18 protein-coding genes are annotated in these 20,810 nt (G+C 72.5%); 12 read left to right on the top strand and 6 right to left on the bottom strand.

Annotated features, from left to right (window positions below):
- Positions 1–27: 27 nt before the first annotated feature.
- The gene (locus FHX71_RS11305; protein WP_312877019.1) at positions 28–591 is read right to left on the bottom strand and encodes a TetR/AcrR family transcriptional regulator; all 564 of its coding nucleotides are present in this window, start codon (positions 589–591) and stop codon (positions 28–30) included.
- A gap of 152 nt (positions 592–743) precedes the next feature.
- Between FHX71_RS11305 and FHX71_RS11300 the strand changes: the two genes are divergently transcribed.
- Complete coding sequence (locus FHX71_RS11300; protein ID WP_312877018.1) at positions 744–2,639, top strand: ABC transporter ATP-binding protein; 1,896 nt, start codon at positions 744–746, stop codon at positions 2,637–2,639.
- A 97-nt stretch (positions 2,640–2,736) separates the two neighbouring features.
- Here the strand turns inward: FHX71_RS11300 and FHX71_RS11295 are convergent, their stop codons facing one another.
- Positions 2,737–3,732 carry a LacI family DNA-binding transcriptional regulator gene (locus FHX71_RS11295; protein WP_220489654.1) on the bottom strand — a complete coding sequence of 332 codons (996 nt, stop codon included), beginning with the start codon at positions 3,730–3,732 and terminating at the stop codon, positions 2,737–2,739.
- A 195-nt stretch (positions 3,733–3,927) separates the two neighbouring features.
- Here FHX71_RS11295 and FHX71_RS11290 point away from each other — a divergent pair, with 195 nt between their 5' ends.
- From FHX71_RS11290 to FHX71_RS11275, 4 genes are read left to right on the top strand one after another with little or no spacing between them, the layout of a single operon-like run.
- Positions 3,928–5,445 (top strand): sulfatase-like hydrolase/transferase, encoded by a 1,518-nt coding sequence (locus FHX71_RS11290; protein ID WP_182616247.1) that lies wholly within the window; start codon positions 3,928–3,930, stop codon positions 5,443–5,445.
- Complete coding sequence (locus FHX71_RS11285) at positions 5,442–6,737, top strand: ABC transporter substrate-binding protein (RefSeq protein WP_182616244.1); 1,296 nt, start codon at positions 5,442–5,444, stop codon at positions 6,735–6,737. Before FHX71_RS11290 ends, FHX71_RS11285 begins: the two co-directional genes overlap by 4 nt.
- Positions 6,734–7,675: a carbohydrate ABC transporter permease gene (locus FHX71_RS11280; RefSeq protein WP_182616242.1), complete on the top strand. Its 942-nt coding sequence runs from the start codon at positions 6,734–6,736 to the stop codon at positions 7,673–7,675. Before FHX71_RS11285 ends, FHX71_RS11280 begins: the two co-directional genes overlap by 4 nt.
- Positions 7,665–8,498, top strand: a complete 834-nt coding sequence (locus tag FHX71_RS11275) for a carbohydrate ABC transporter permease (RefSeq protein WP_182616240.1) — start codon at positions 7,665–7,667, stop codon at positions 8,496–8,498. Before FHX71_RS11280 ends, FHX71_RS11275 begins: the two co-directional genes overlap by 11 nt.
- A gap of 63 nt (positions 8,499–8,561) precedes the next feature.
- Here FHX71_RS11275 and FHX71_RS11270 read toward each other — a convergent pair whose 3' ends face one another.
- A complete protein-coding gene (locus FHX71_RS11270) occupies positions 8,562–11,486 on the bottom strand; it encodes a CBM35 domain-containing protein (RefSeq protein WP_182616238.1) in 2,925 nt (974 codons plus the stop codon).
- Positions 11,487–11,642: 156 nt separating this feature from the next.
- Between FHX71_RS11270 and FHX71_RS11265 the strand changes: the two genes are divergently transcribed.
- Complete coding sequence (locus FHX71_RS11265; protein WP_312877017.1) at positions 11,643–12,680, top strand: LacI family DNA-binding transcriptional regulator; 1,038 nt, start codon at positions 11,643–11,645, stop codon at positions 12,678–12,680.
- 43 nt (positions 12,681–12,723) lie between these two features.
- Here FHX71_RS11265 and FHX71_RS11260 read toward each other — a convergent pair whose 3' ends face one another.
- From FHX71_RS11260 to FHX71_RS11250, 3 genes are read right to left on the bottom strand one after another with little or no spacing between them, the layout of a single operon-like run.
- Positions 12,724–13,611, bottom strand: a complete 888-nt coding sequence (locus tag FHX71_RS11260; RefSeq protein ID WP_182616234.1) for a carbohydrate ABC transporter permease — start codon at positions 13,609–13,611, stop codon at positions 12,724–12,726.
- Positions 13,608–14,582: a carbohydrate ABC transporter permease gene (locus tag FHX71_RS11255; RefSeq protein WP_220489652.1), complete on the bottom strand. Its 975-nt coding sequence runs from the start codon at positions 14,580–14,582 to the stop codon at positions 13,608–13,610. The genes FHX71_RS11260 and FHX71_RS11255 overlap by 4 nt, the downstream gene beginning before the upstream one ends.
- A complete protein-coding gene (locus tag FHX71_RS11250) occupies positions 14,579–15,964 on the bottom strand; it encodes an ABC transporter substrate-binding protein (protein ID WP_246402530.1) in 1,386 nt (461 codons plus the stop codon). The genes FHX71_RS11255 and FHX71_RS11250 overlap by 4 nt, the downstream gene beginning before the upstream one ends.
- Positions 15,965–16,189: 225 nt before the next feature.
- On the opposite strand from FHX71_RS11250, the gene FHX71_RS11245 reads away from it, so the two are divergent.
- The 6 genes from FHX71_RS11245 (at position 16,190) to FHX71_RS28815 (ending at position 20,803) form a co-directional block, all read left to right on the top strand.
- Entirely contained in the window at positions 16,190–17,170 is a 981-nt protein-coding gene (locus tag FHX71_RS11245; protein WP_220489650.1) for a LacI family DNA-binding transcriptional regulator, read from the top strand.
- A gap of 45 nt (positions 17,171–17,215) precedes the next feature.
- Positions 17,216–18,757 (top strand): glycoside hydrolase family 32 protein, encoded by a 1,542-nt coding sequence (locus FHX71_RS11240; RefSeq protein ID WP_182616230.1) that lies wholly within the window; start codon positions 17,216–17,218, stop codon positions 18,755–18,757.
- Positions 18,758–18,857: 100 nt separating this feature from the next.
- Positions 18,858–19,235, top strand: a complete 378-nt coding sequence (locus tag FHX71_RS11235; RefSeq protein WP_182616228.1) for an ArsR/SmtB family transcription factor — start codon at positions 18,858–18,860, stop codon at positions 19,233–19,235.
- Positions 19,232–19,726: an SRPBCC family protein gene (locus FHX71_RS11230; protein WP_182616226.1), complete on the top strand. Its 495-nt coding sequence runs from the start codon at positions 19,232–19,234 to the stop codon at positions 19,724–19,726. The genes FHX71_RS11235 and FHX71_RS11230 overlap by 4 nt, the downstream gene beginning before the upstream one ends.
- A gap of 49 nt (positions 19,727–19,775) precedes the next feature.
- Positions 19,776–20,246: a hypothetical protein gene (locus FHX71_RS28820; protein ID WP_220489648.1), complete on the top strand. Its 471-nt coding sequence runs from the start codon at positions 19,776–19,778 to the stop codon at positions 20,244–20,246.
- Complete coding sequence (locus FHX71_RS28815; protein WP_220489646.1) at positions 20,243–20,803, top strand: protein kinase family protein; 561 nt, start codon at positions 20,243–20,245, stop codon at positions 20,801–20,803. The genes FHX71_RS28820 and FHX71_RS28815 overlap by 4 nt, the downstream gene beginning before the upstream one ends.
- Positions 20,804–20,810: the final 7 nt, after the last annotated feature.

Raw genomic sequence — 20,810 nt, 5'->3', positions numbered from 1 at the left:
GCGCCCTGACCCGGGCCGTGCCTCGGGTCAGGGCGCCACGCCGCGCCGGAACGACTGCACGGCGAGGTCTGCGGCAACGTGCCGGGGCAGGTCCTGGTTGCTGACCTCGGCGGCCGTGTAGAGCAGCGCGTAGAACAGGTTGAGGGCCCACGACGTCGGGATGCCCGTGCCGATCGCGCCCTCGGCGCGGGCGCGGTCGACGAGCGCCCGCATCTCCTCGTCGCCGTCGTCGGCGGACCAGTGGGGGTTGCCCTCGAACCTGTTCGGGTCGGCGAACAGGAAGATGACGCGGTCGCCCATCTCGACCCCGGCGCGCAGGAAGTGCTCCAGGACCTCGATGGCCGGCTGGGCGGCCTCCGCGCCATCGTCCGACGTCTCCAGACGCGCCAGCGAGTCGAGCAGCAGGGCGTCGATGAGCGCCTGGCGGTCCGTGAAGTAGCGGTGCAGGGTCGAGCGGCTGACGTCGGCGCGCAGGGCGATGGCGCTCAGCGAGGCCGAGAAGTCGTGGGCCCACGCGGCCGCGGCCGCGTCCAGCACCGCCGACCTCGTGCGGGCCCGCGCGCCGCGCTCGTTCTGCTCGGTGGTCGTCACAGGCCGAGGTTAGGCCGTCGCCCGGCGCGGCACAATACGGTTGCGAAATGCGACAGTGGTGTCGCAGAATGGATCGCACCTGTAGGACGGCGGCTCGACCGAGCGGCGAGGACCGGCAGTCCGAGCGGACTGCGAGCGGACGGAGCGGTGACGTGTCAGACGGAAGACCACAGACGGGGACGGTCGGCGAGCAGGACGGCGTGCGCCGCCCCGCGGGAGCCGGTGAGCGCAGCACCCGGGACAAGGTCCGGGCGCTGTGGGCCTACGCGCGTCCGCACAAGGCGGTGCTGGTGGTGGCGCTCGTCCTCGGCGCGATCGGCACGGCCACCGAGCTGGCGACGCCGCTCGTGACCAAGGCGGTGCTCGACGGGCTGGAGGCCTCCGCGTCGCTGGCCACCCCGATCACGATCCTCGCGGTCCTGCTCGTGGCCGGCACGGTCGTGGGGCTGGTCCAGGGCATCATGCTCGGCACCCTGGCCGAGCGGATCATCCTGGCGGCCCGCACGGGGCTGGTGCGCCACCTGCTGCACGCCCGCGTGCCGGAGGTGACCGCGCGCCAGCCCGGCGAGCTCGTCACCCGCGTCACCTCGGACACGCTGCTCATCCGCGAGGCGACGACGTCGAGCGTGGTCAACTTCGTCAACGGGATCATCGGCCTGGTCGGCGCGATCGTGCTGATGGCCTACCTCGACGTCGTGCTGCTCGGCGTGACCGTGGCCGTGCTGATCGTGGCCGGCATCAGCGTCGTCGCGCTCATGCCCCGGCTGTCCCGGGCGCAGCAGGAGGCGCAGGAGCACGTCGGTGCCCTCGGCGGCCGCCTCGAAGGCGTGATCCGGGCGCTGCGCACCGTGAAGTCGGCCCGTGCCGAGTCGCGCGAGACCGGCCGGGTCTCCGCGCACGCCGAGGCGTCGGCCCGCAGCGGTATCCGCGCCGTCAAGCTCGAGAACGTGTCCTGGACCATCACCGGCGTGGCGGTCAACCTGGCCGTGATGCTGCTGCTCGGCGTCGGGGCGTGGCGCGTCTCGACCGACGCCATCACGGTCAGCACGCTCGTCGCGTTCCTGCTCTACGTGTTCCAGCTCATGATGCCCGTCATGCTCCTGACGATGTCGCTCACGTCGCTGCAGTCCGGCCTCGCGGCCGCCGCTCGCATCAGCGAGGTCGAGGAGATGCGCCTGGAGGCGGACGACGACGCCGCTGCCGCGGCGGGTGCGTCGGGCGCCGAGCCCGGCAGCGGGGGCGAGTCGTCACTGGTCCGGCTGCGCGAGGTCACCTACCGGTACCCGGGCGAGGGCGGTGTGGACGACGGCCGTCCTCCGGCCCTCGACGGCGTGAGCATCGACGTGCCGCGCCGGGGGCATACCGCGATCGTGGGCCCGTCGGGCGCCGGCAAGACGACGATCATGTCCCTGCTGCTCCGGTTCCTCAGCCCTGAGACCGGCCGGGTCGAGCTCGACGGGCGCCCCTACGCCGACTGGACCACGGACCAGATCCGGTCCCGGATCGCCTACGTGGAGCAGGACACCCCGATCGTGCCGGGCACGCTGCGCGAGAACCTCGCCTACGCCGCCCCGGGCGCCACCGACGCGCAGATCCGGGCCGCGGTCGACGCGCTGCGGCTCACCGACCGGGTCGCGGTGCTGCCGGACGGGCTGGACACCGAGGTGAGCGCGTCGCAGCTCTCGGGCGGCGAGCGTCAGCGGGTCGCGGTGGCCCGCGCGCTGGTGGCCCGGCCGGAGATCCTGCTGCTCGACGAGGCGACGGCGCAGCTCGACGGGCTCACCGAGGCGGCGCTGGCGGAGGCGATCCGGGACGTCGCGAGCACCGGGGCCGTCGTGACGATCGCGCACCGGATCTCGACGGTCATGGACGCCGACCAGATCGTGCTGCTGGAGCGCGGCCGGGTCCGGGCGGTCGGCCGGCACACCGAGCTGCTGGAGACGGACGAGCTCTACCGCGAGCTCGTCGCGGCGCTGCGGCTGGACGCGAGCGTCACGGGCAGCGTCTCTGTCTCGGGTCAGGAGGAGCCCGCACCGGCCGGGGCGTGAGGCGGTCGGCTGCGACGAGCCGGGCGCGACACGTCGGACGGACGAGCCCGGGCACAGAGAGCGGGGCGAGCCGGCCAGGCCGCGCTGCGACCCCGCGCTACGCTCCCGTGCTCTCCCGCTGGACCAGGCGGTGCGGCGCGATGACCCGCACCGCCTCGCGGTCGTCCCCGTCGATCCGCCGAACCAGCGCGTCGATCGCGGCCTCCGAGATCGCCGCCTTGTCCGGCGAGATCGTCGTGAGGCTGGGGTTGCCGTACCGGCCGTCCTCGATGTCGTCGAAGCCGACGACGGCCACCTGTTCGGGCACGGAGACACCGGCGTCGTGCAGGGCGCGCAGGGCGCCGAGCGCGATCAGGTCGGAGAAGCAGAACAGGGCGTCGGGCAGGGTGGCGCCGCGCAGGAGGGCCCGGGTCGCGTCGGCCCCGCCGCGGCGGGTGAACGTGTCCACGTAGGCGACGTCGGCCGAGGCGTGCGGTGCGGCGCTCATCGCGGCCTCGAAGCCGGCCAGCCGCAGCGAGCTGGAGGACTGCGGGGTGCGCTGGGCGCCGACGGCCACGATGTGCTCGCGTCCGGTGGCGAGCAGGTGCTCGACGGCCTCGCGTGCCGCCACGAAGTTGTCGATGTGCACGTGGTCGAAGCCGGGGTGCGGCTCCTCGCCCAGCAGCACCACGGGACGCTGGGTGCGGGACGCCCGGCTCAGGTCGTCGTCGGTCAGGCTGAGCGCGCTGACGATGAGGCCGTCGAAGATCGCCTTGGTGTCGGCGCGGGCGAGCAGCTCGCGCTCCCGCTCCCGGACGCCGTCGGTCTGCTCGATCATGAGCGAGTATCCCTGACGGCGGGCGGCCTCGCTGAGGGTGCGGGCCAGCTCCGCGAAGTAGGGGTTGTCCAGGTCGGGCACCACGAGCGCGGCCATCCCGGTGCGGCCGGACCGCAGCATCCGACCGATCTCGCTCGGCCGGTAGTCGAGCTCCTCGATGGCGGCGAGCACGCGCGCCCGAGTACCGGCGGCGACGTTGACGGTGCCGCTCACCACGTTGGACACCGTGCGTGCCGAGACACCGGCGAGACGCGCGACATCTTCGCGTCGACCCACGGTGGCCTCCTCGCACCTGCACGGACTGGCGGCGCCGGGGCCTCGCGGTGACCGCGTGCGGTGACCGGCCTGCTCAGCGGCGCTGCTATTGCATCGCGGCAAGCCTACTGGATAGTGTGCGGGCCGATCCGCTTGCATCGTGGCAAAGCTCGGGCCGCTCCCACGGTGTCGCACCGCCCACCGTGAGAGGCACCCATGGAACCGCCGGCGACCACGCCGCACATCGTCCTGATCATGACCGACCAGCACCGGGCCGACCTGTCCGCCCGGTCGGGGTTCCCGGTGGACACCACCCCGTTCCTCGACGAGCTCGCCGCCCGCGGCACCGACTTCCAGCGGGGCTACACCAGCTCGCCGCTGTGCGTCCCGGCCCGCGTGAGCCTGCTGACCGGGCGGTACCCGTCGGCGCACGGCGTGACGCAGAACAGCACGCCCGGCTCCGCGCGGTACGACCGGGACCTGCTCGACGTGCTGGGGGAGGCCGGCTACCGCCGCATCTTCGCGGGCAAGCCCCACATGCACCGCGGCCCCGACGACTTCGACGCCTACCGCGGCCCGTACTGGCACACCGGCGGACCGCAGCACACGCCCGGGCACGAGGCCTTCGACCGCTGGCTCGACGAGCTCGACCACGGCGTCGCCCCCGAGCCGACGCCGTTCCCCCTGGAGGACTCCCTCCCGTACCGCATCGTCTCCGACGCGGTCGAGGCCGTCACCGAGGCCGCCGAGCAAGCGGCCCAGCAACCCCAGCCCACCTTCCTCTGGGTCTCCTTCCCCGAGCCGCACAACCCCTACCAGGTGCCCGAGCCGTACTTCAGCCTGTTCTCCGCCGACGAGATCCCCGAGCGCCTGCACGGCCCCGACGTCGCGACCGCCAAGGGCGGGCACTGGGCCTGGCTCCGCGACCTGGTCGAGGAGAAGCGCCCCGGGTACGACGACGAACGCGCCCGCTACCGCGCCAACTACTGCGGCCAGCTCCGCCTGCTCGACGACCAGGTGCGCCGCCTCATGGAGCACGTCTGGGCCACCCTCGGCGACGATGTGCTGGTCGTCATGGTCAGCGACCACGGCGACTACGTGGCCGAGTACGGCCTCCAGCGCAAGGGCGCCGGCCTGCCCGAGGTGCTGATGCGCATCCCGTTCTTCCTCAGCGGGGGACCGGTCGCCGCCCGCACCCGCGGCGAGCTGGTCTCGATCGTGGACATCCTGCCCACGATCGCCGAGCTCGTCGGCTCCGCCATCCCGGACGGCGTCACCGGCCGCAGCCTCGCGCCGCTCCTGCTCGACGGCGACCGCACCTCCCGCGAGTTCGACGACCTCTACGCCGAGCGCGGCTTCGGCGGCCTCACCTACGGCGCCGACGAACGCCCGCCCCTGCACTTCCCGTACGAGGGCCGCACGTTCGACGAGCTCAACACCGTCACCCAGAGCGGGCGCTCGCGGATGCTGCGTCACGGCGACCTCAAGCTCGTCGTGCACAGCGACGGCGGCGGCGAGCTGTACGACCTCGCCGCCGACCCGACCGAGGTGCACGACCTGTTCGACGACCCCGCGTACGCCACCGCCCGCGCCGACCTGCTGTGGCGCCTGACGCAGTGGATGCTGCGCGCGCAGGACGAGCTGCCCACCGGCGCGTACACGGCCAAGCGCGCGCCCCACAACTGGGTCTTCGACCCGCCGGGAGCCGAGCAGGAAGGTGGAGCCCCCGCATGACCCCCGACCTCACCCGCCGCCAGCTCCTCGGCGTGACGCTCGCCGGCCTGGCCGCGGCGTCCCTCGCGGCCTGCGGCCCGAAGGGTTCCCCGCCCGGCAAACCCGGCCTGAGCTGGTACGGGGGCGACCCGGTCCACGAGGCCATGCAGGAGCTGGTCCGGCTCTACGGCACCAAGCACCCGGACGTCGACGTCGTCGCGCAGTTCTCGGCGTTCGACGACTACTGGGACCGCCTCGCCACCCAGACGGCCGGCCGCTCCGCCCCGGACGTGATGCGCATGTCCATGAGCTACCTCGCCGACTACGCCGACCGGGGCGCCCTGACCGACCTGTCGCCCTACCTCGGCAAGACCGGCACGTCCGGCCCGGCGATCCACATCGACGACATGGCCCCCGACATCGCCGACAGCGCCCGCATCGACGGCACCTACTACGGCATCAGCCAGAGCTCCATCGCCAACGCCGCGTTCGTCAACCGCGACCTGGTCGCCGCGCTCGGCGTGCCCGACGTCGACGAGTCGTGGACCTGGGCCGACTTCGGCACCTGGGCCAAGGAGGTCGGCGCCGCGCGCGACGACGTCTACGGGTCCATGGACCAGGGCGGCAGCCTCCAGCTCTTCGAGTCGTACGTGCGCGAGCACGGCACCGAGATGTTCACGCCGGACGGCTCGAACCTCGCGTTCGACCAGGGCGTGCTCGAGGAGTGGTGGGCCTACTGGCACGATCTGCGCGCACACCGCGGCGCGCCCCCGGCGGCCGTGTCGGCCGAGGTCGCGGGCTTCGACACCTGGCCGCTGGCCAAGGGCACCACCCCGGTGGGCTTCGGCTGGGTGCAGCAGGTCGCGTTCGTGCAGCCGTTCCTCGACGGCCCGCTCGACATCCTGACGCCGCCCACCGCCGGCACCGGAACCTCGGGCCTGTTCGTCAAGTGCCTCGACTTCTGGTCCATCGCCTCGACGAGCTCGCAGCCCGACGAGGCGGCCCGGATCATCGACTTCCTCGTGAACGACGACGACGCGATCCGCGCCCTCGGCATCGTGCTCGGGGTGCCGCCGTCGCAGCGCGCGATCGACCTGCTGGACCTGGACGCCGGGTCGGCGGAGCAGCGCGCCGTCGACTACGTGGGCCGTGTCGCCGACGTCGTCCCGCCCGCGCCCCCGGCCTGGCCGCTGGGCTACAACGAGCTGCTCAGCCTGTTCACCAAGCTCGGGCAGGACATCGGCTTCGGCGAGGCGGGCGTGTCCGACGCCGCCACCGAGTTCTTCGAGCAGTCCGCGCGGGTGCTGCGATGAGCGCGCTCGGCGAGCTGCGCACCCTGCGCAAGCAGGAGAAGTCCCAGGTCCTGAGCGAGGCCGCCCGCAAGGAGGAGCGCGCCGCCTACCTCTTCCTGGTGCCGTGGCTCGCGGGCCTCGTGCTCATCACGGCCGGGCCCATGGTCGCCTCGCTCTACGTCTCGCTCACGGACTACAACCTGCTCCAGCCGCCCGAGTTCCTCGGGCTGGACAACTACGTGCAGATGCTCGACGACGAACGCCTGCTCAACTCGCTGGGCGTCACCTTCGCCTACGTGTTCGTCTCCGTGCCGCTGCAGCTCGCCGCCGCCCTGGGCATCGCGGTGGTGCTCAACCGGGGGATGCGCGGCCTGGCCTTCTACCGGTCGGTGTACTACCTGCCCTCGCTGCTGGGCGGGTCCGTGGCCGTTGCCGTGCTGTGGCGGCGCCTGTTCGGCGCGGACGGCCTGGTCAACCAGGGGCTCGCGCTGCTCGGCGTGCACGACGCCCCCGCCTGGGTGGCCGACCCCGACACCGCGCTCGGCACGCTCGTGGTGCTCAACGTCTGGACCTTCGGCGCCCCGATGGTCATCTTCCTGGCCGGCCTGCGGCAGGTGCCGGTCTCGCTCTACGAGGCGGCGGCCGTCGACGGCGCCGGGCGCTGGGCGCGGTTCGCGCGGATCACGCTGCCGATGATCACGCCGATCATCTTCTTCAACGTGGTGCTGCAGATCATCCACGCGTTCCAGGCGTTCACGCAGGCCTTCATCGTGTCCGGGGGCACCGGTGGCCCCTCCGACGCGACCATGTTCTTCACGCTGTACCTCTATCAGACCGGCTTCGGGAACTTCCAGATGGGGTACGCGTCCGCCATGGCCTGGGTGCTGCTGGTGATCGTCGCCGCGTTCACCGCCATCAACTTCTGGGCCTCACGATTCTGGGTGTTCTATGACGACTGACGCGCTCAAGACCGCAAGCAAGCACCTCGTCGTCATCCTGATCGGGCTGGCGATGACCTACCCGCTGGCCTGGATGCTGGTCAGCGCCGTCCGAGACGAGCCGGACATCTTCACGTCGCCCGGCCTGTGGCCCGTGGGCGACGACCTCGCCAACTTCGTCGAGGGCTGGGACAGCGCCGGCCTGCCGTTCAGCCGGTACCTGGTCAACTCCAGCCTCATCGCGCTGGGCGCCATCGTCGGCAACCTGGTCTCCTGCTCGATGGCGGCCTACGCGTTCGCCCGCCTGCGGTTCCGCGGACGGCGCGTGTTCTTCGGCATCATGCTGCTCACGATCATGCTGCCGATCCACGTCGTGATCGTGCCGCAGTACGTGATCTTCTCCCAGCTCGGCTGGGTCAACACGTTCTGGCCGCTCATCGTGCCCAAGCTGCTCGCCACGGACGCGTTCTTCGTGTTCCTCATGGTCCAGTTCATCCGCGGCATCCCGCGCGAGCTCGACGAGGCCGCCCGGATCGACGGCGCCGGGTTCTTCCGGATCTACGCCCAGATCCTGCTGCCGCTCATGCGGCCGGCCCTGGTGACCACCACGATCTTCACGTTCATCTGGACCTGGAACGACTTCTTCACCCAGCTCATCTACCTCACCGACCCGGCGATGTTCAGCACGTCGGTCGCGCTGCGCTCGCTGGTCGACTCCACCAGCGCCAGCAGCTGGGGGCCGCTGTTCGCGATGTCGGTCGTCAGCCTGGTGCCGGTGTTCGTGGTGTTCCTGCTCGGGCAGAAGTACATCGTCCAGGGGATCGCCACGACCGGCGGCAAGTAGCCCGACGTCGGAAAGACGGCCCGGGCCCCGTAGAGGGCCCGGGCCGTCCCGGCGGTCAGCGAGTCAGAACCCCGAGTTCCCGCCCTGCCGGTCCAGCACGAACCCCATGTCGTTCAGCAGCCCCGCCGTCCCCGAGCCGGAGACGGTCGTGTTCGCGAACGACGCCCGCCCGGCGGCGTGCAGCTCGATGCCGTAGGTGCCCGACCCCGTGATCGTGACCCGGTCCAGGCTGACCTGCTGGATCGACTTCTGCCACGACATCAGGACGCCCGCGTAGGTGCTGTCCTGGATGGTCATGTCGCGGATCACGATCGGCGCGTCGACGGCGTGCACGTCGGCGTAGACCCACAGCGCGCCCAGCTCGGCCGGCCAGTTGGGCTCCCGGCTGCCCGTGCGGGTCAGGGTGTTGCGGGCCAGCGTCGTCGTGCCCGTGAACGGGACGCCGAACCGGGTGCTGACCGCGATGCCCGCCGCCGCGTTGACGGTGTCGGCCACGAGGTTGTCCTCGACGCGGTTGCCGCCCCCGCCGCCGTACACGGCCAGGCCGTTGGCCAGCGCCGGGGCCTGCACCGTGTTGAAGGAGAACACGCTGCCGCTGACGGCGGCGCCGTCCGACCACATCGCCAGCGAGTCGTCGCCCGTGTTCCGGAACGTCGACTGGGTCACCTGCGTGTTGGTCACGCCCGAGCGCAGGTTCACGCCGTCGGCGTACGTGTCGCGCACCCGCAGCCCGACGGCGAGCAGGTCGCGCGAGCCCGGCCGCACCCACAGCCCCACCTTGGTGTGCTGCACCCAGATGTTCTGCAGCAGCGACTCGCTCGTGAAGTCACCCTCGATCGCGGCCTGCCCCTCGGCGTCCTCGCGCACGGTGGCCGAGCCGAAGATCGCGACGTCCGCGATGGTCACGCCGCCGCCGGTCGCGTAGAACCCGCCCGCCCGGCCGGTGCCCACGATCACCGAGTGCCACGGGCCCGCGCCGAGCACGGTCACGCCCGCGACCCGGACGGCGTCGTTCACGTGGAAGGTGCCGGCGGGAATCCAGACCGGCACGCCCGCGGCCTTGGCGGCGGCGACCGCCGCGGTGATGGCCGCCGTGTCGTCGCCCCCGCCCGACGTCGCGCCGTGCGCCGTGATCGACACGGCGCCCGACGGCGCGGTCAGCGCGGGCGCCACCCGCTCCGCCTCGACCAGGTCGACGTCGATGTGCGCCACGGCGCCCGAGTCCTTCTGCAGCCGCAGCACCGTGCCGGCCGGCTGCTCCGGGATCTCGAACCGCAGCTCGTCGTAGAACCGGTGCGCCCCGCCGAGCGACGGGTCGTTGTGGAACGGGTACTCGCCGTACTGCCACGAGTGCGCCGACGTCAGCGTGACGTCCTTCAGCTTGGTCCCGTTCGCGTACACCGCCAGCGGCGACGTCTGCCCGGTCCCGGCCGCGTTGTCCGGGATCGAGTAGCGCACCACCAGCCCGCTCGCCGGGGCGGTCAGGGTCAGGTCCACCCGCTCGCCGACGGCGTCCAGCCGGACGGCACTCCGGCCGCTCGACTCCGCCTGCACCGTGCCGTAGGTGCGCGACGGCGCGAGCTTGGTGCCCGTCGTCGCGCCCGCCTCGGCCTCGTACTGCGTGTACGACGTCGACGCGCCGCGCGCCGCCAGGTCCGCCTCACCCGAGACGGCGATGCTGTCGACCAGCACGTCGGCCCCGGCGCTCGCGGCCCGGAGGCCCACCGTGTTCACGCCCGCCCGCACCGGCACGCTCGCCGTGACCGTGCGCCAGCCGCTGCCCGCGGCGAAGGTCACCTGACCGGTGACCCGGCCGTTGACCAGCAGGTCGAGGGTGCGCGCACCCGCGGGCGTCGCGAACCGGAACGTGGCCGTCGCCGTAGCCGCCGAACCCGCCTGGACCGTGCGCAGCACGCGCGCGCCCGCCGTCGTGAAGCCGCCCACGTAGCCCGCGCCCGTGAAGCCGCCGGTGGCGCTCGCCACGGCCGCGTTCCCGGAGCGGTAGGCGTTCTCGGCCTCGCCCGGGCCCGCGGGCTGCGGCGGCACGTTCGCGCCGACGTCGAGCCTGTCGATGTTCGCATTGCCGTTGTCGCCCGAGGCGTAGGCCAGCCGCAGGTCGTGGTTGCCCACGCTCAGCGTCGCGGTGTGGGTCACGGTGCCCCAGGTGTCCCAGCTCGCGGTCGCGGGCAGGGAGAGCTGCGTGAGCTTCGTGCCGCCGTCGTACAGCGACAGCGTGCGCGCCGAGCCGGTGCCGTTGGCGTAGCGGATCGTCAGGTCCTTGGCCCCCGCCGCGGTGACCTGCACCTTGAAGGTGACCGACGCCGATCCGGCGTTGCCGTCCGTGAACCCGCCGACGAACCCGCTGCCGGAGAAGCCGGTGTGGTCCGTGGCGGTCACGGCGCCGCCCGCGAGGGTGGCGGCCTCCGCCTCGAACGTCGGGCCGGGGCCGTAGCCCGCCCCGGTGGAGCCGCCCGAGTCGCTCACGTCGAGGGCGTCGACGTTCACGTTGCCGGAGTCGGCCGAGCCGAACCGGTACGCGACCGAGTGGCTGCCCGCGCTCAGCGTGACGGCCGTGCTCTGGGTCGCCCAGGTGGTCCAGCCCGCCGTGGCCGGCAGCGTGACCTGCTGGGCGGCGCCGTCGACCAGGAGCGTGAGGGTCTTGGCCGTGCCGGTGCCGTTGGCGTAGCGCAGGGCCAGCGTGTGCGGGCCCGACGTCGCCGCGGTGACCGCGAACGTCGTCGTCGCGGAGCCCTTGTTGCCGTCGGTGTAGCCGCCCACGAAGCCGGAGCCGGTGTACCCGGCGTGCTCCGTGGCGACGACGGCGCCGCCGGTCAGGGCGGCCTGCTCGGCCTGGTAGCGGGTGGTCGCGGCGCCCGCCGGGGCCGCGGTCGCGGTCACGAGGGCGGAGCCGGCGACCGCGAGGGCCGCCAGCAGGGCCAGGCGTCTGCGCCAGGCGGGGAGGGTGCGGGACTGGGTGCTGCGTGGCATGGGATCTCCTTCGAACCGGATGCGCACTGTCTAGGTCGTCTTCGAACCAGGAGGTTTAGCGGTAAACTTCCGCTGAGACGGTACGGGCACGCCGACCGCCCGGTCAAGAGCGACCTAGGATGCGGCTGGAGCCGGAAGCCGACGGGGGAGGTGCGCGTGACCACGCGACTGAGCGACATCGCGGACGAGGCCGGCGTCAGCGTCATGACCGTCTCGAACGTCATGAACGGCAAGCGCGCCCGCGTCTCGCCCGCCACCATCGAGCGGGTCCTGGGCATCGCCGCCCGGCTCGGCTACGTGCCGAACATCCCGGCCCGCAGCCTCGCGGCGAACAGCTCGCACATCGTGGCCGCGCTGGTGCCGGTGGGGGAGAACAACAGCCTGCTGGTCAGCCCGCACACCGTCGCCGTCGTCGGCGGCATGGAGACCCACCTGCGCCACCGTGGCTACCACGTGCTGCTGCGCGGCATCGAGCACGAGGACCAGGTGGCGCAGACCGTCCGCGGCTGGTCGCTCGACGGCGTGGTGCTGGTCGAGTTCCCCGACGAGCAGATCGACCGGCTCCGCGTCGACACGGTGCCGCTCGTCGCCATCGACAGCTACTCCGCCAACCCGCGCACCATCGGCGTGCGCAGCGACGACCACGGCGGCGGCCGCCTCGCGGGCGAGCGCCTGGCCGACGCCGGCCACCGGCACGTGCTGTTCGCCGGGCCGCCCTACGCGGGCCTCGGCGTCGTCGGCCAGCGGTGGGCCGGCTTCCGCGAGGCCTGCCTCGCGGCCGGGCTCGACCCGCGGCGCGTCGAGGCCGTGGAGGTGCTCACCTCGTTCGAGGACGGGCGGCGCCTCGGCCTGCGGCTGCGCCGCGACCACCCGGACGTGACCGCCGTGTTCGCCACCGCCGACCACCTCGCCGTCGGCATCATGGCGGGCATCGCGGAGTCGGGCGGGTCGGTGCCCGGCGACGTGTCCGTCATCGGGTTCGACGACCTCGACTTCGCGCGGTACACGACCCCGGGGCTGACCACGGTCGCGCAGAACATGCCGGCGAAGGTCGCCGAGGCCTCGCGCATCGTGCTGGAGGAGATCGAGGGGGCCGCCGGGCGCGGGTCTGACGCGGGCGAGGGTGCCCGGGAGCCCGTCGCGCTCGACGTGCACCTGGTCGAGCGCGGTTCGGTCGGGCCGCCCCGGGAATGACGCCGCCTTCGTCCGACGACGTACCCCGGGGAGACCCGGCCGGTCAGCGGAACGAGCCCGCGGTGATGCCCTCGACGAACCGCCGCTGGGCGATCACGAAGAGGATGACGCTCGGGATCATGGACAGGATCACGCCCGCCAGCACCACCGAGATGCTGCCCGTGCCGAAGGTGCCCTGGAGCGTGACGAGCCCGAGCGGCAGCGTGAAGTTCTCCTGCGACTGCAGGAAGATCAGCGGCCGGTAGAACTCCGCCCAGAACCCGGTGAACGCGAGGATCGCGAGCGTGGCCATGGCCGGCGTCGCCATCGGCGCGTAGATCAGGCGGAACACCTGGAAGCGGGAGGCGCCGTCGACCCGCGCCGCCTCGCCGAGCTCGACGGGCATCTGCAGGAAGTACTGCCGCATCAGGAACGTGCCGAACGCGCTGCCGATGGCCGGGAGGATCAGCGAGGCCAGGCTGTCGGACAGCCCCATGCGGCTGATCAGCACGAACACCGGGATGATCGTGGTCTGGACCGGCACCATCATGGTGGCCAGGAACAGCGCGAAGATCGCGCCGCGCCCCGGGAAGCGCACCATGGCGAACGCATAGCCGCTCAGCGTGCAGGTGATGATCTGCGCGCCGACGATGAGGCCGGTGACGATCACGCTGTTCAGGAAGAACCGCCCGAGCGAGACCTCCGAGAACACCTTCGCGTAGTTCGAGAAGTCAGGCTCCAGCGGCAGCCAGACCGGCGGGTTGGTGAAGGACTCGGCGGGCTCGCGCAACGACGTCGTCAGCGTCCACAGCAGCGGGCCGAAGGCGACCATCGCGGCCAGGACCAGGACGACGAGGCCGACGGCGCGGCCGATCCGGCGGGTGAGGGCCGACCTTGAGAACTGAGCCGACCGGGAGCGCTGGGCGGGCGGGGAGAACGAGGGAGCGGTCACGAGTAGAACACCAGCCTCCGGGAGAGAGTGAACTGCAGTCCGGTCAGCGCGATCAGCGCCGCGAAGAGCACCATGGAGATGGCCGAGCCGTACCCGAACTGCAGGTTCTGGAACGCCGTCTGGTAGATGACCATCGTGATGGTCGTGGTGGCCGTGCCGGGCCCGCCCTTGGTCATGATGAAGGCCTGGTCGAAGAGCTGCATCGCGTTGATCAGGCCGATCACGCAGGCGAAGAAGACCGTCGGGCTGATCAGCGGCAGCTTGATCCGCAGCAGGGAGCGCACCGGCCCGGCGCCGTCGATCTCGGCGGCCTCCATGACGTCGCGCGGCAGCCCGGCGAGGGCGGCCACGAACAGCACGAACGTGAACCCGACCGACTGCCAGACCGCGACGAAGACGATCGTGACCACGGCGCCGGCGTCGCTGGTCAGCCACGGCACGCCGCTGCCGCCCAGCAGGGTCAGGTAGTAGTTCACGACGCCGAACCGCTCGTTGAACATGTACGTCATGAAGATCGACACGGCGGCCGTGGACGCCAGCAGTGGCAGGTAGAACACGGTGCGGAAGATCGCCTTGGTCGAGGCCCGGCGGCGCTGGTCCACGAGGAGCGCGAGGAACAGCCCGATCGCGACCTGGAGGGCCACGATCGAGAACGCCAGCACGGCCGTGACGCCGAACGAGTGCACCACGCGCTGGTCGCTGCCGATCGCCGCGTAGTTGTCCAGGCCGACGAACCGCGGCGGCGTGATGACGTCCCAGGCGAAGAACGACAGGCCGAACGACGCGAGGATCGGGCCGATCGTGAACAGCAGGATCGCCGCGCCGGCCAGGCCGATCATGCCGAAACCGAACGCGGCCTCGGCGCGGCGGCTGCGGCGGGCGGCGGGCGTGCGCCGGACGGTGTCGTCGGGCCGGGTGGGTACTGGGCGCCGGGCGGGCGTCTTACCCCGGGCGGGTGCGGGCGCGCTCATCCGACCGCTCCCGCTGCCGTCTCGAGGTCGATCTGCAGCCCGTCGAGCGCGGCCCGCGCGTCACCGGTGGCGATGGCCTCGGTGGTGCGCTGGTTGAGCGCGGTCGACAGGGCGTTGAAGTAGATCGGGGCGGGGATGGGTGCCGTCTCCGGAAACTCGGTCAGCGTGCTGCTGAACACGTCCCAGTGCTCCGGGCCGGTGGTCTCGTACCGCTGCGCCGTCGACAGGGACTGCCGCGCGGGCGTGGTCACGTTGCCCGGGAACAGCACGTCGAAGGCGTCCGGGAAGGTCAGCCGCTTGACGACCTCCCAGGCCAGGTCCTTCTTGTCGGAGGTCTCCAGGATGGAGTAGCCGGCCGTGCCGAACAGGTGCCGCTGCGACTTCCAGCGCGGGAAGTACTGCACGTCGAAAGTGCCCGGCGCCATGCCCGCGTTGTGCAGGCCGCCGGCCCAGAAGCCGCCGCCCACGCTCATGCCGACGCGGCCCGCGGCGAACAGGGCCTGCGAGGTCTGGCCGCCGCCGACGTCGGGCGAGGGTGCGATGCCCTCCTTGCGCAGCTCGATCATGAATTCGAGCGCCTCGACCGCGGCGGGGGAGTTGGCGACGGGGTCGCCCCAGGCCCAGCCGCCGCCGCGGCCGGCCGCGGCGGGGTTGCCCGCGTACGCGGCGTCCCAGAGCCACTGCCCGCCGGGCGCGCGGCCCTCGGTCAGCAGGTTGCCGTCGTTCGCGTAGAGGAACGAGGTCCAGCTTCCCCACAGCCGCACGACCCAGTCGTAGGCGTTGATGTCGGGGATGCGGGCCATGGCGCGGCCGGCGTCGTAGAAGTCGTCGACGGTCCAGTCCGGCGCGGGCAGGTCGAGGCCCGCCCGCTCGAACAGGACCGGGCTGTAGTACATGTTCCCGGCGTTGTAGTCGAGGGGCAGCAGGAACAGGCTGCCGTCGTACATCATCGCCTCGACCAGCGCGGGGGAGACGTCGTCGAAGTAGTCCTGGAGCTCGGCCAGGTCGCGCGTCACGTACTCGTCCAGCGGCGCGGCCAGGCCGCGGCCGGCCATGAGCTGCACGCCCTCGGTGGCGACGCTCACGATGTCGGGGCGGCTGCCCGCGGCGATCTGCGTGAGCAGCTTGGCGAAGAACTCGTTCCAGTCGGTGCCCGGCGTCGCGTTGATCTCCAGCCGGATGGTCGGGTCGAGCGCGCGGACCGGCTCCTCGAGCCGCGCGCGCAGCTCGTCCGCCCCGCTCTGGTCCCCGAAGAACGCGATCTTCAGGGCCTTCGGGTCCGACGGCGGCGCGCACGACGCCAGGGTTGTCGTCGCCGCGAGCGCGAGTCCGACACCCCCGGCCCGCAGCAGCGACCGTCGGGACAGTGGCGGCAATGGCATCCGTCCCCTCCTCTCTGAGGTGGTCAATTCCTATTGGGCGATGAGTGAAGCAGAGGGGTCGCGGCGTCGTCAATAGGTATTGACTGAATCGCGCGACGGTAGTCTGCGATGCGGGAGGTACCGATGACAGAAGTGCCAGGGGCTGGGGCGAAGGTGGACGGGGCCGGGGCTGTGGGCAGGGTTGTGGGGGCTCGGGCGAAGGTCGGCCGGCCGACGATGAACGACGTGGCGCGTGCCGCAGGCGTCTCGCAGTCGACCGTCTCGTTCGTGCTGAACGACCGCCGCGACATCCCGGTGGCCGCCGAGACGCGCGAGCGCATCCTGGAGGCGGCCCGCTCGCTCGGCTACCGCCTCAACCGGCGCGCGCAGGAGCTGCGGCTCAGCCGCTCGACGACGCTCGGCGTGGTCTCGTACGGCGTCGCGTCCCACCCGTTCGCGGGCGCGATGCTCGCCGGGATGCAGAGCGCGGCGCGCGCCGCGGGGCACGTGTGCATGGTGATCGACGTCGAGGGGCACGACGGCGACGAGGCCGTCGCCGACCTGCTGGACCGCGGCGTGACCGGCGTCGTGCACGCCTCGGCGGGCACCGGCCCGGTCACCGTGAACCGTGAGCTGGGGGAGACCCGGGAGTTGTTCGTCGGGTGCTGGCCCACGGCGGGCGGCACGGGCGAGGGCACCGTCCTGCCCGACGACCGCGAGGGCGGGCGCCGGGCGGCGGCCCACCTGCTCGACCTGGGCCACCGCGACCTCGCGTTCCTGGGCGGGCCCGCGGGCGACTTCGCCGCCGGTGAGCGCGAGGCGGGGCTCGACGACGCTCTCCGGGAGGCGGGCGCGGACCCCTCCCGCGTGGTCCGTCTTCATGGCGACTACGGCTCCCGGTCGGGCTACCGGCTCGCCCAGGAGGTATTCGACGCCGGGCGGCCCACCGCGCTGATCTGCGGCAACGACCAGATGGCGCTCGGCGCGCTGCTCGCCCTGCACGAGCGCGGCCTGCGCGTGCCCGACGACGTGAGCATCGTGGGCTACGACGACCAGGAGGCGCTGGCCGACGCGATCCACCCGGCGCTGACGACGGTGCGGCTGCCGCACCGCGAGATGGGCCTGCGGGCGGCCGAGCTGCTGATGAAGGACCCCGCCGGGGTGCCGCACGCGGAGAGGGTGGACTGCCCCCTGGTGGTCCGCGAGTCGACGGCTAGCCCCCGATAAATACCTATTGACGACCCGCATGGACGCTGATTAGCCTCAGCGTCCATGCCCACGAGCGAACCTGCCGCCACCGAGCCCTACCGCCCGCGCCTGCACTTCTCGCCGGCCCGGAACTGGATGAACGACCCCAACGGCCTGCTGTTCCACGACGGCACGTACCACCTGTTCTTCCAGCACAACCCGGGCGCCCCGGAGTGGGGCGACATCGCCTGGGGGCACGCGACGTCGTCGGACCTGCTCACCTGGACCGAGCACCCGGTGGCGATCCCCGCGACGGAGCACGAGATGATCTTCTCCGGCTCCGCGGTGGTCGACGCCGCGAACACGTCGGGGCTGGGTGCCGCGGGGGTCGCGCCGCTGGTCGCGCTCTACACCAGCGCCTACCGGGACCACCCGGTGCAGGGCGGCAACCAGGCGCAGTCGGTCGCGTTCTCCGCCGACGGCGGGCGCACCTGGGAGAAGTACGCGGGCAACCCGGTGCACGACCGTGGCCGGACCGACTACCGCGACCCCAAGGTCTTCTGGTTCGGTCCGCCGGAGGGTGGGCACTGGGTGATGGTGGCCGTGGACGCCGACGCCTCCCGGTTGGTCGTGAACGTCTCGGACGACCTGCTGCGGTGGCGCACCACGAGCACGTTCGAGAGCGCGCGGCTGCCGGAGATGTGGGAGTGCCCGGACCTGTTTCCGCTGGTCGTGGAGGGTTCTGGGGCCGTGCGGTGGGTGCTGGTGCTCAGCACCGGCGGGCCGGGGCAGCACTACGTGGTCGGCGACTTCGACGGCGAGCGCTTCGTCGAGGACGTCGCCGTGCCGACCGGCCGGGTCGACCATGGCGCCGACCTGTACGCGACGGCGACGTTCAACGGCCTCGCGGGCGAGCCGGGCGGCGTCGGGCTCGGTGTGGACGGGCCGGCCGGACGCCGCGTGCTGATCGGCTGGATGGGGCAGGCGTTCCGGGCGCCGACGTCGCCGTGGCAGGGGATCATGTCGGCGCCGCGGGACCTGGGGCTCAGCGCCGTGGACGGCGTGCCGCGCCTGGTGAGCCGGTTCTCGCGGGAGATCGACGCGGCCGAACGGGAAGTCGTGTCCGTCGAGGGGCTGGTCGTGGACGGTTCTGGTCCGGGCGGCCCGGGCGCCGGTCCGACCGCCGTCGTCGGCCGGGGGGCTGGGTTGCAGCAGCGCGTGCGGGCGCGGATCGTGCCGGGTGCGGCGTCGTTCGTGGGCATCCGGGTGCTGGTGGGGGAGTCGTGCGGCACGAGCATCGGCTACGACCGGGCCGCGGGTGAGCTCGTGCTCGACCGTTCGGCGTCGGGCGTCGTCGCGCACGAGGGGTTCGCGACACCGCGCCGGGTGCCGGTGCGGCTGGTCGACGGCGCGCTCACGCTCGACGTGCTGACCGACGCGATGGGCGTCGAGGTCCTGGCGAACGACGGCGAGGTAGTGGTCAGCGAGCTGGTGTTCCCGGGCCCTGATGCGGTGGGCGTCGAGGTCTTCGCCGAGGGCGGGGATGCCGTGGTGGACGTGCGGGTGGCCGACGCCGTGGTGGACGTGCGGGTGGCCGACGTCGTTCCCGAGGGCGCGAGCGACTGAGCCGTCCTGGGGCAAGTGCCACTCCGCCGAGGGGGTGACGCTGCCGGTCCGGCGCGATGGGTCGCTCGCGAAATGGTAACCGAGCGGTTACCATTGCGCCATGGACGTCTTCGGGGCCATCGCTGATCCGATCCGGCGCGAGCTGCTGCTGCGGCTCGCGGACGGTCCGGCGCGCGTGGTGGACCTCGCGGCGGAGCACGCGGTGTCGCGCCCGGCGATCAGCAAGCACCTGCGGGTGCTCAGCGAGGCAGGGCTGGTGCGGGGGACCGACGAGGGTCGCGAGCGGCGCTACGCGCTCGATCCCGCGCCGCTCGCCGAGGTGCGTGAGCTGCTGGGCGCGCTGACCGCGCGCCGGGCGCCGGTCTCCGTCGCGAACCTCGACGCGTTGGACACCGAGGTGCGCCGGGCCGCACGGGACCGCCGTCGGGGGACGTCCGCCTCAGGCACGACCGCGAACGCGAAGGAGCAGAGCGCATGAACCTGACCGGAACCCTGGAGGACGACGGCCGGACCCTGGTGCTGGTGCGCCGGTTCGGTGTGCCGATCGACGACGTGTGGGCGAGCGTGACCGAGTCGGACCGCCTGGCCCGGTGGTTCGGCACCTGGACCGGTGACCCGTCGAGCGGGCGCGTGATGGTGACGATGAACGCGGAGCCCGAGCCGGGGAAGCCGTCGGAGTTCCGGGTCGACACGTGCGAGCCGCCGCGGCTGCTGGCGGTCAGTGCCGAGGACGAGTTCGGCAACTGGCGGCTCAGCGCCGAGCTCGCTGAGGTGGACGGCGGCACCACGCTGACCTTGCGGCAGCGGGACCTCGACCCGAAGACGCTGCCCGAGACGGGCCCGGGCTGGGAGTGGTACCTGGACCGGCTGGTCGCCGCGGTCGAGGCCGGCGAGCCGCCGTCGCTCGCGGCCTTCGACGCCGACTACATGCCGATGAGTGCGGGGTACGGGGCGCTGGGTGCGTCCTGAGCCGAACCGTGCCGCCCGGCTTTCTGCCCGGCTGGCTGCCCACGCGGCCGTGTCCACGGCGCTGTCGCTGTGCAGCGACCGCAGGCTCCAGGAGCTCGTCGACGCCGGTACCCCTGTGGGCTCCGGGATCGGCGGGCAGACCGTCCTGCTCGACGTCGAGGGGACACCGGTCTTCGTCAAACAGGTGCGCCTGACCGACCTGGAGCGGCGGCCGGAGAACCTCCGCTCCACGGCGAACCTGTTCGGGCTGCCGGCCTACTGCCACTTCGGCGTCGGCACCATCGGCGGCCCGGGCTTCGGGGCCTGGCGAGAGCTCGCCGCCCACGTCATGACGACGGGCTGGGTGATCGCGGGTGACCACGACGGCTTCCCCCTGATGCACCACTGGCGCGTGCTGCCCGACGCCGGCCGGCCGCTCCCCGAGGAGCTGGCCGACGTCGAGCACGCCGTCGCCTACTGGGGCGGCGAGCGGAGATCCGGCACCGGATCGAGGCCCTGGAACAGTCCTCGGCGAGCGTGACGCTGTTCCTGGAGTACTTCCCGCACGACCTGCACGACTGGCTGGGAACCCAGATCGAGGCGGGCGGCGAGGCCGCCGAACGGGCCTGCGCCATGGTCGAGGCGGAGCTGGAGTCGGGCGTCGCGTTCATGAACTTCCGCGGGCTGCTGCATTTCGACGGCCACTTCCAGAACATCCTGACCGACGGCGAGCGGCTCTACTTCGCCGACTACGGCCTCGCGATCTCCTCCCGGTTCGACCTCGACCCGGACGAGGCCGTCTTCCTCGACGACCACCACGGCTACGACCAGGCCTACACCGCCACGCACCTGGTGAACTGGCTGGCCGTCGCCTTGCACGGGTACGACCCGGACAGTCGCAGGGCGTTCGTGCGGGCCTGCGCCCGGGGTGTCGTGCCGGGGAACGTGCCGACGGCGCTCGCGGCGGTGCTGCTCCGGTACGCCCCGGTCGCCGCGGTGGTCGGGGACTTCTATCGGCAGTTCCAGCGGGAGAGCCGGCTGACGCCGTTCCCGCTGGAGGCGGTCCGCGAGGTCGGTCGGGTCGGCCGGCCGGGCTAGGCCCGGC

The sequence above is a fragment of the Promicromonospora sukumoe genome (genome assembly GCF_014137995.1).
Taxonomy (GTDB): Bacteria; Actinomycetota; Actinomycetes; order Actinomycetales; family Cellulomonadaceae; genus Promicromonospora; species Promicromonospora sukumoe.
The sequence above is the reverse complement of the archived record's forward strand: the minus strand, read 5'-3'. Positions and strand labels throughout refer to the sequence as shown.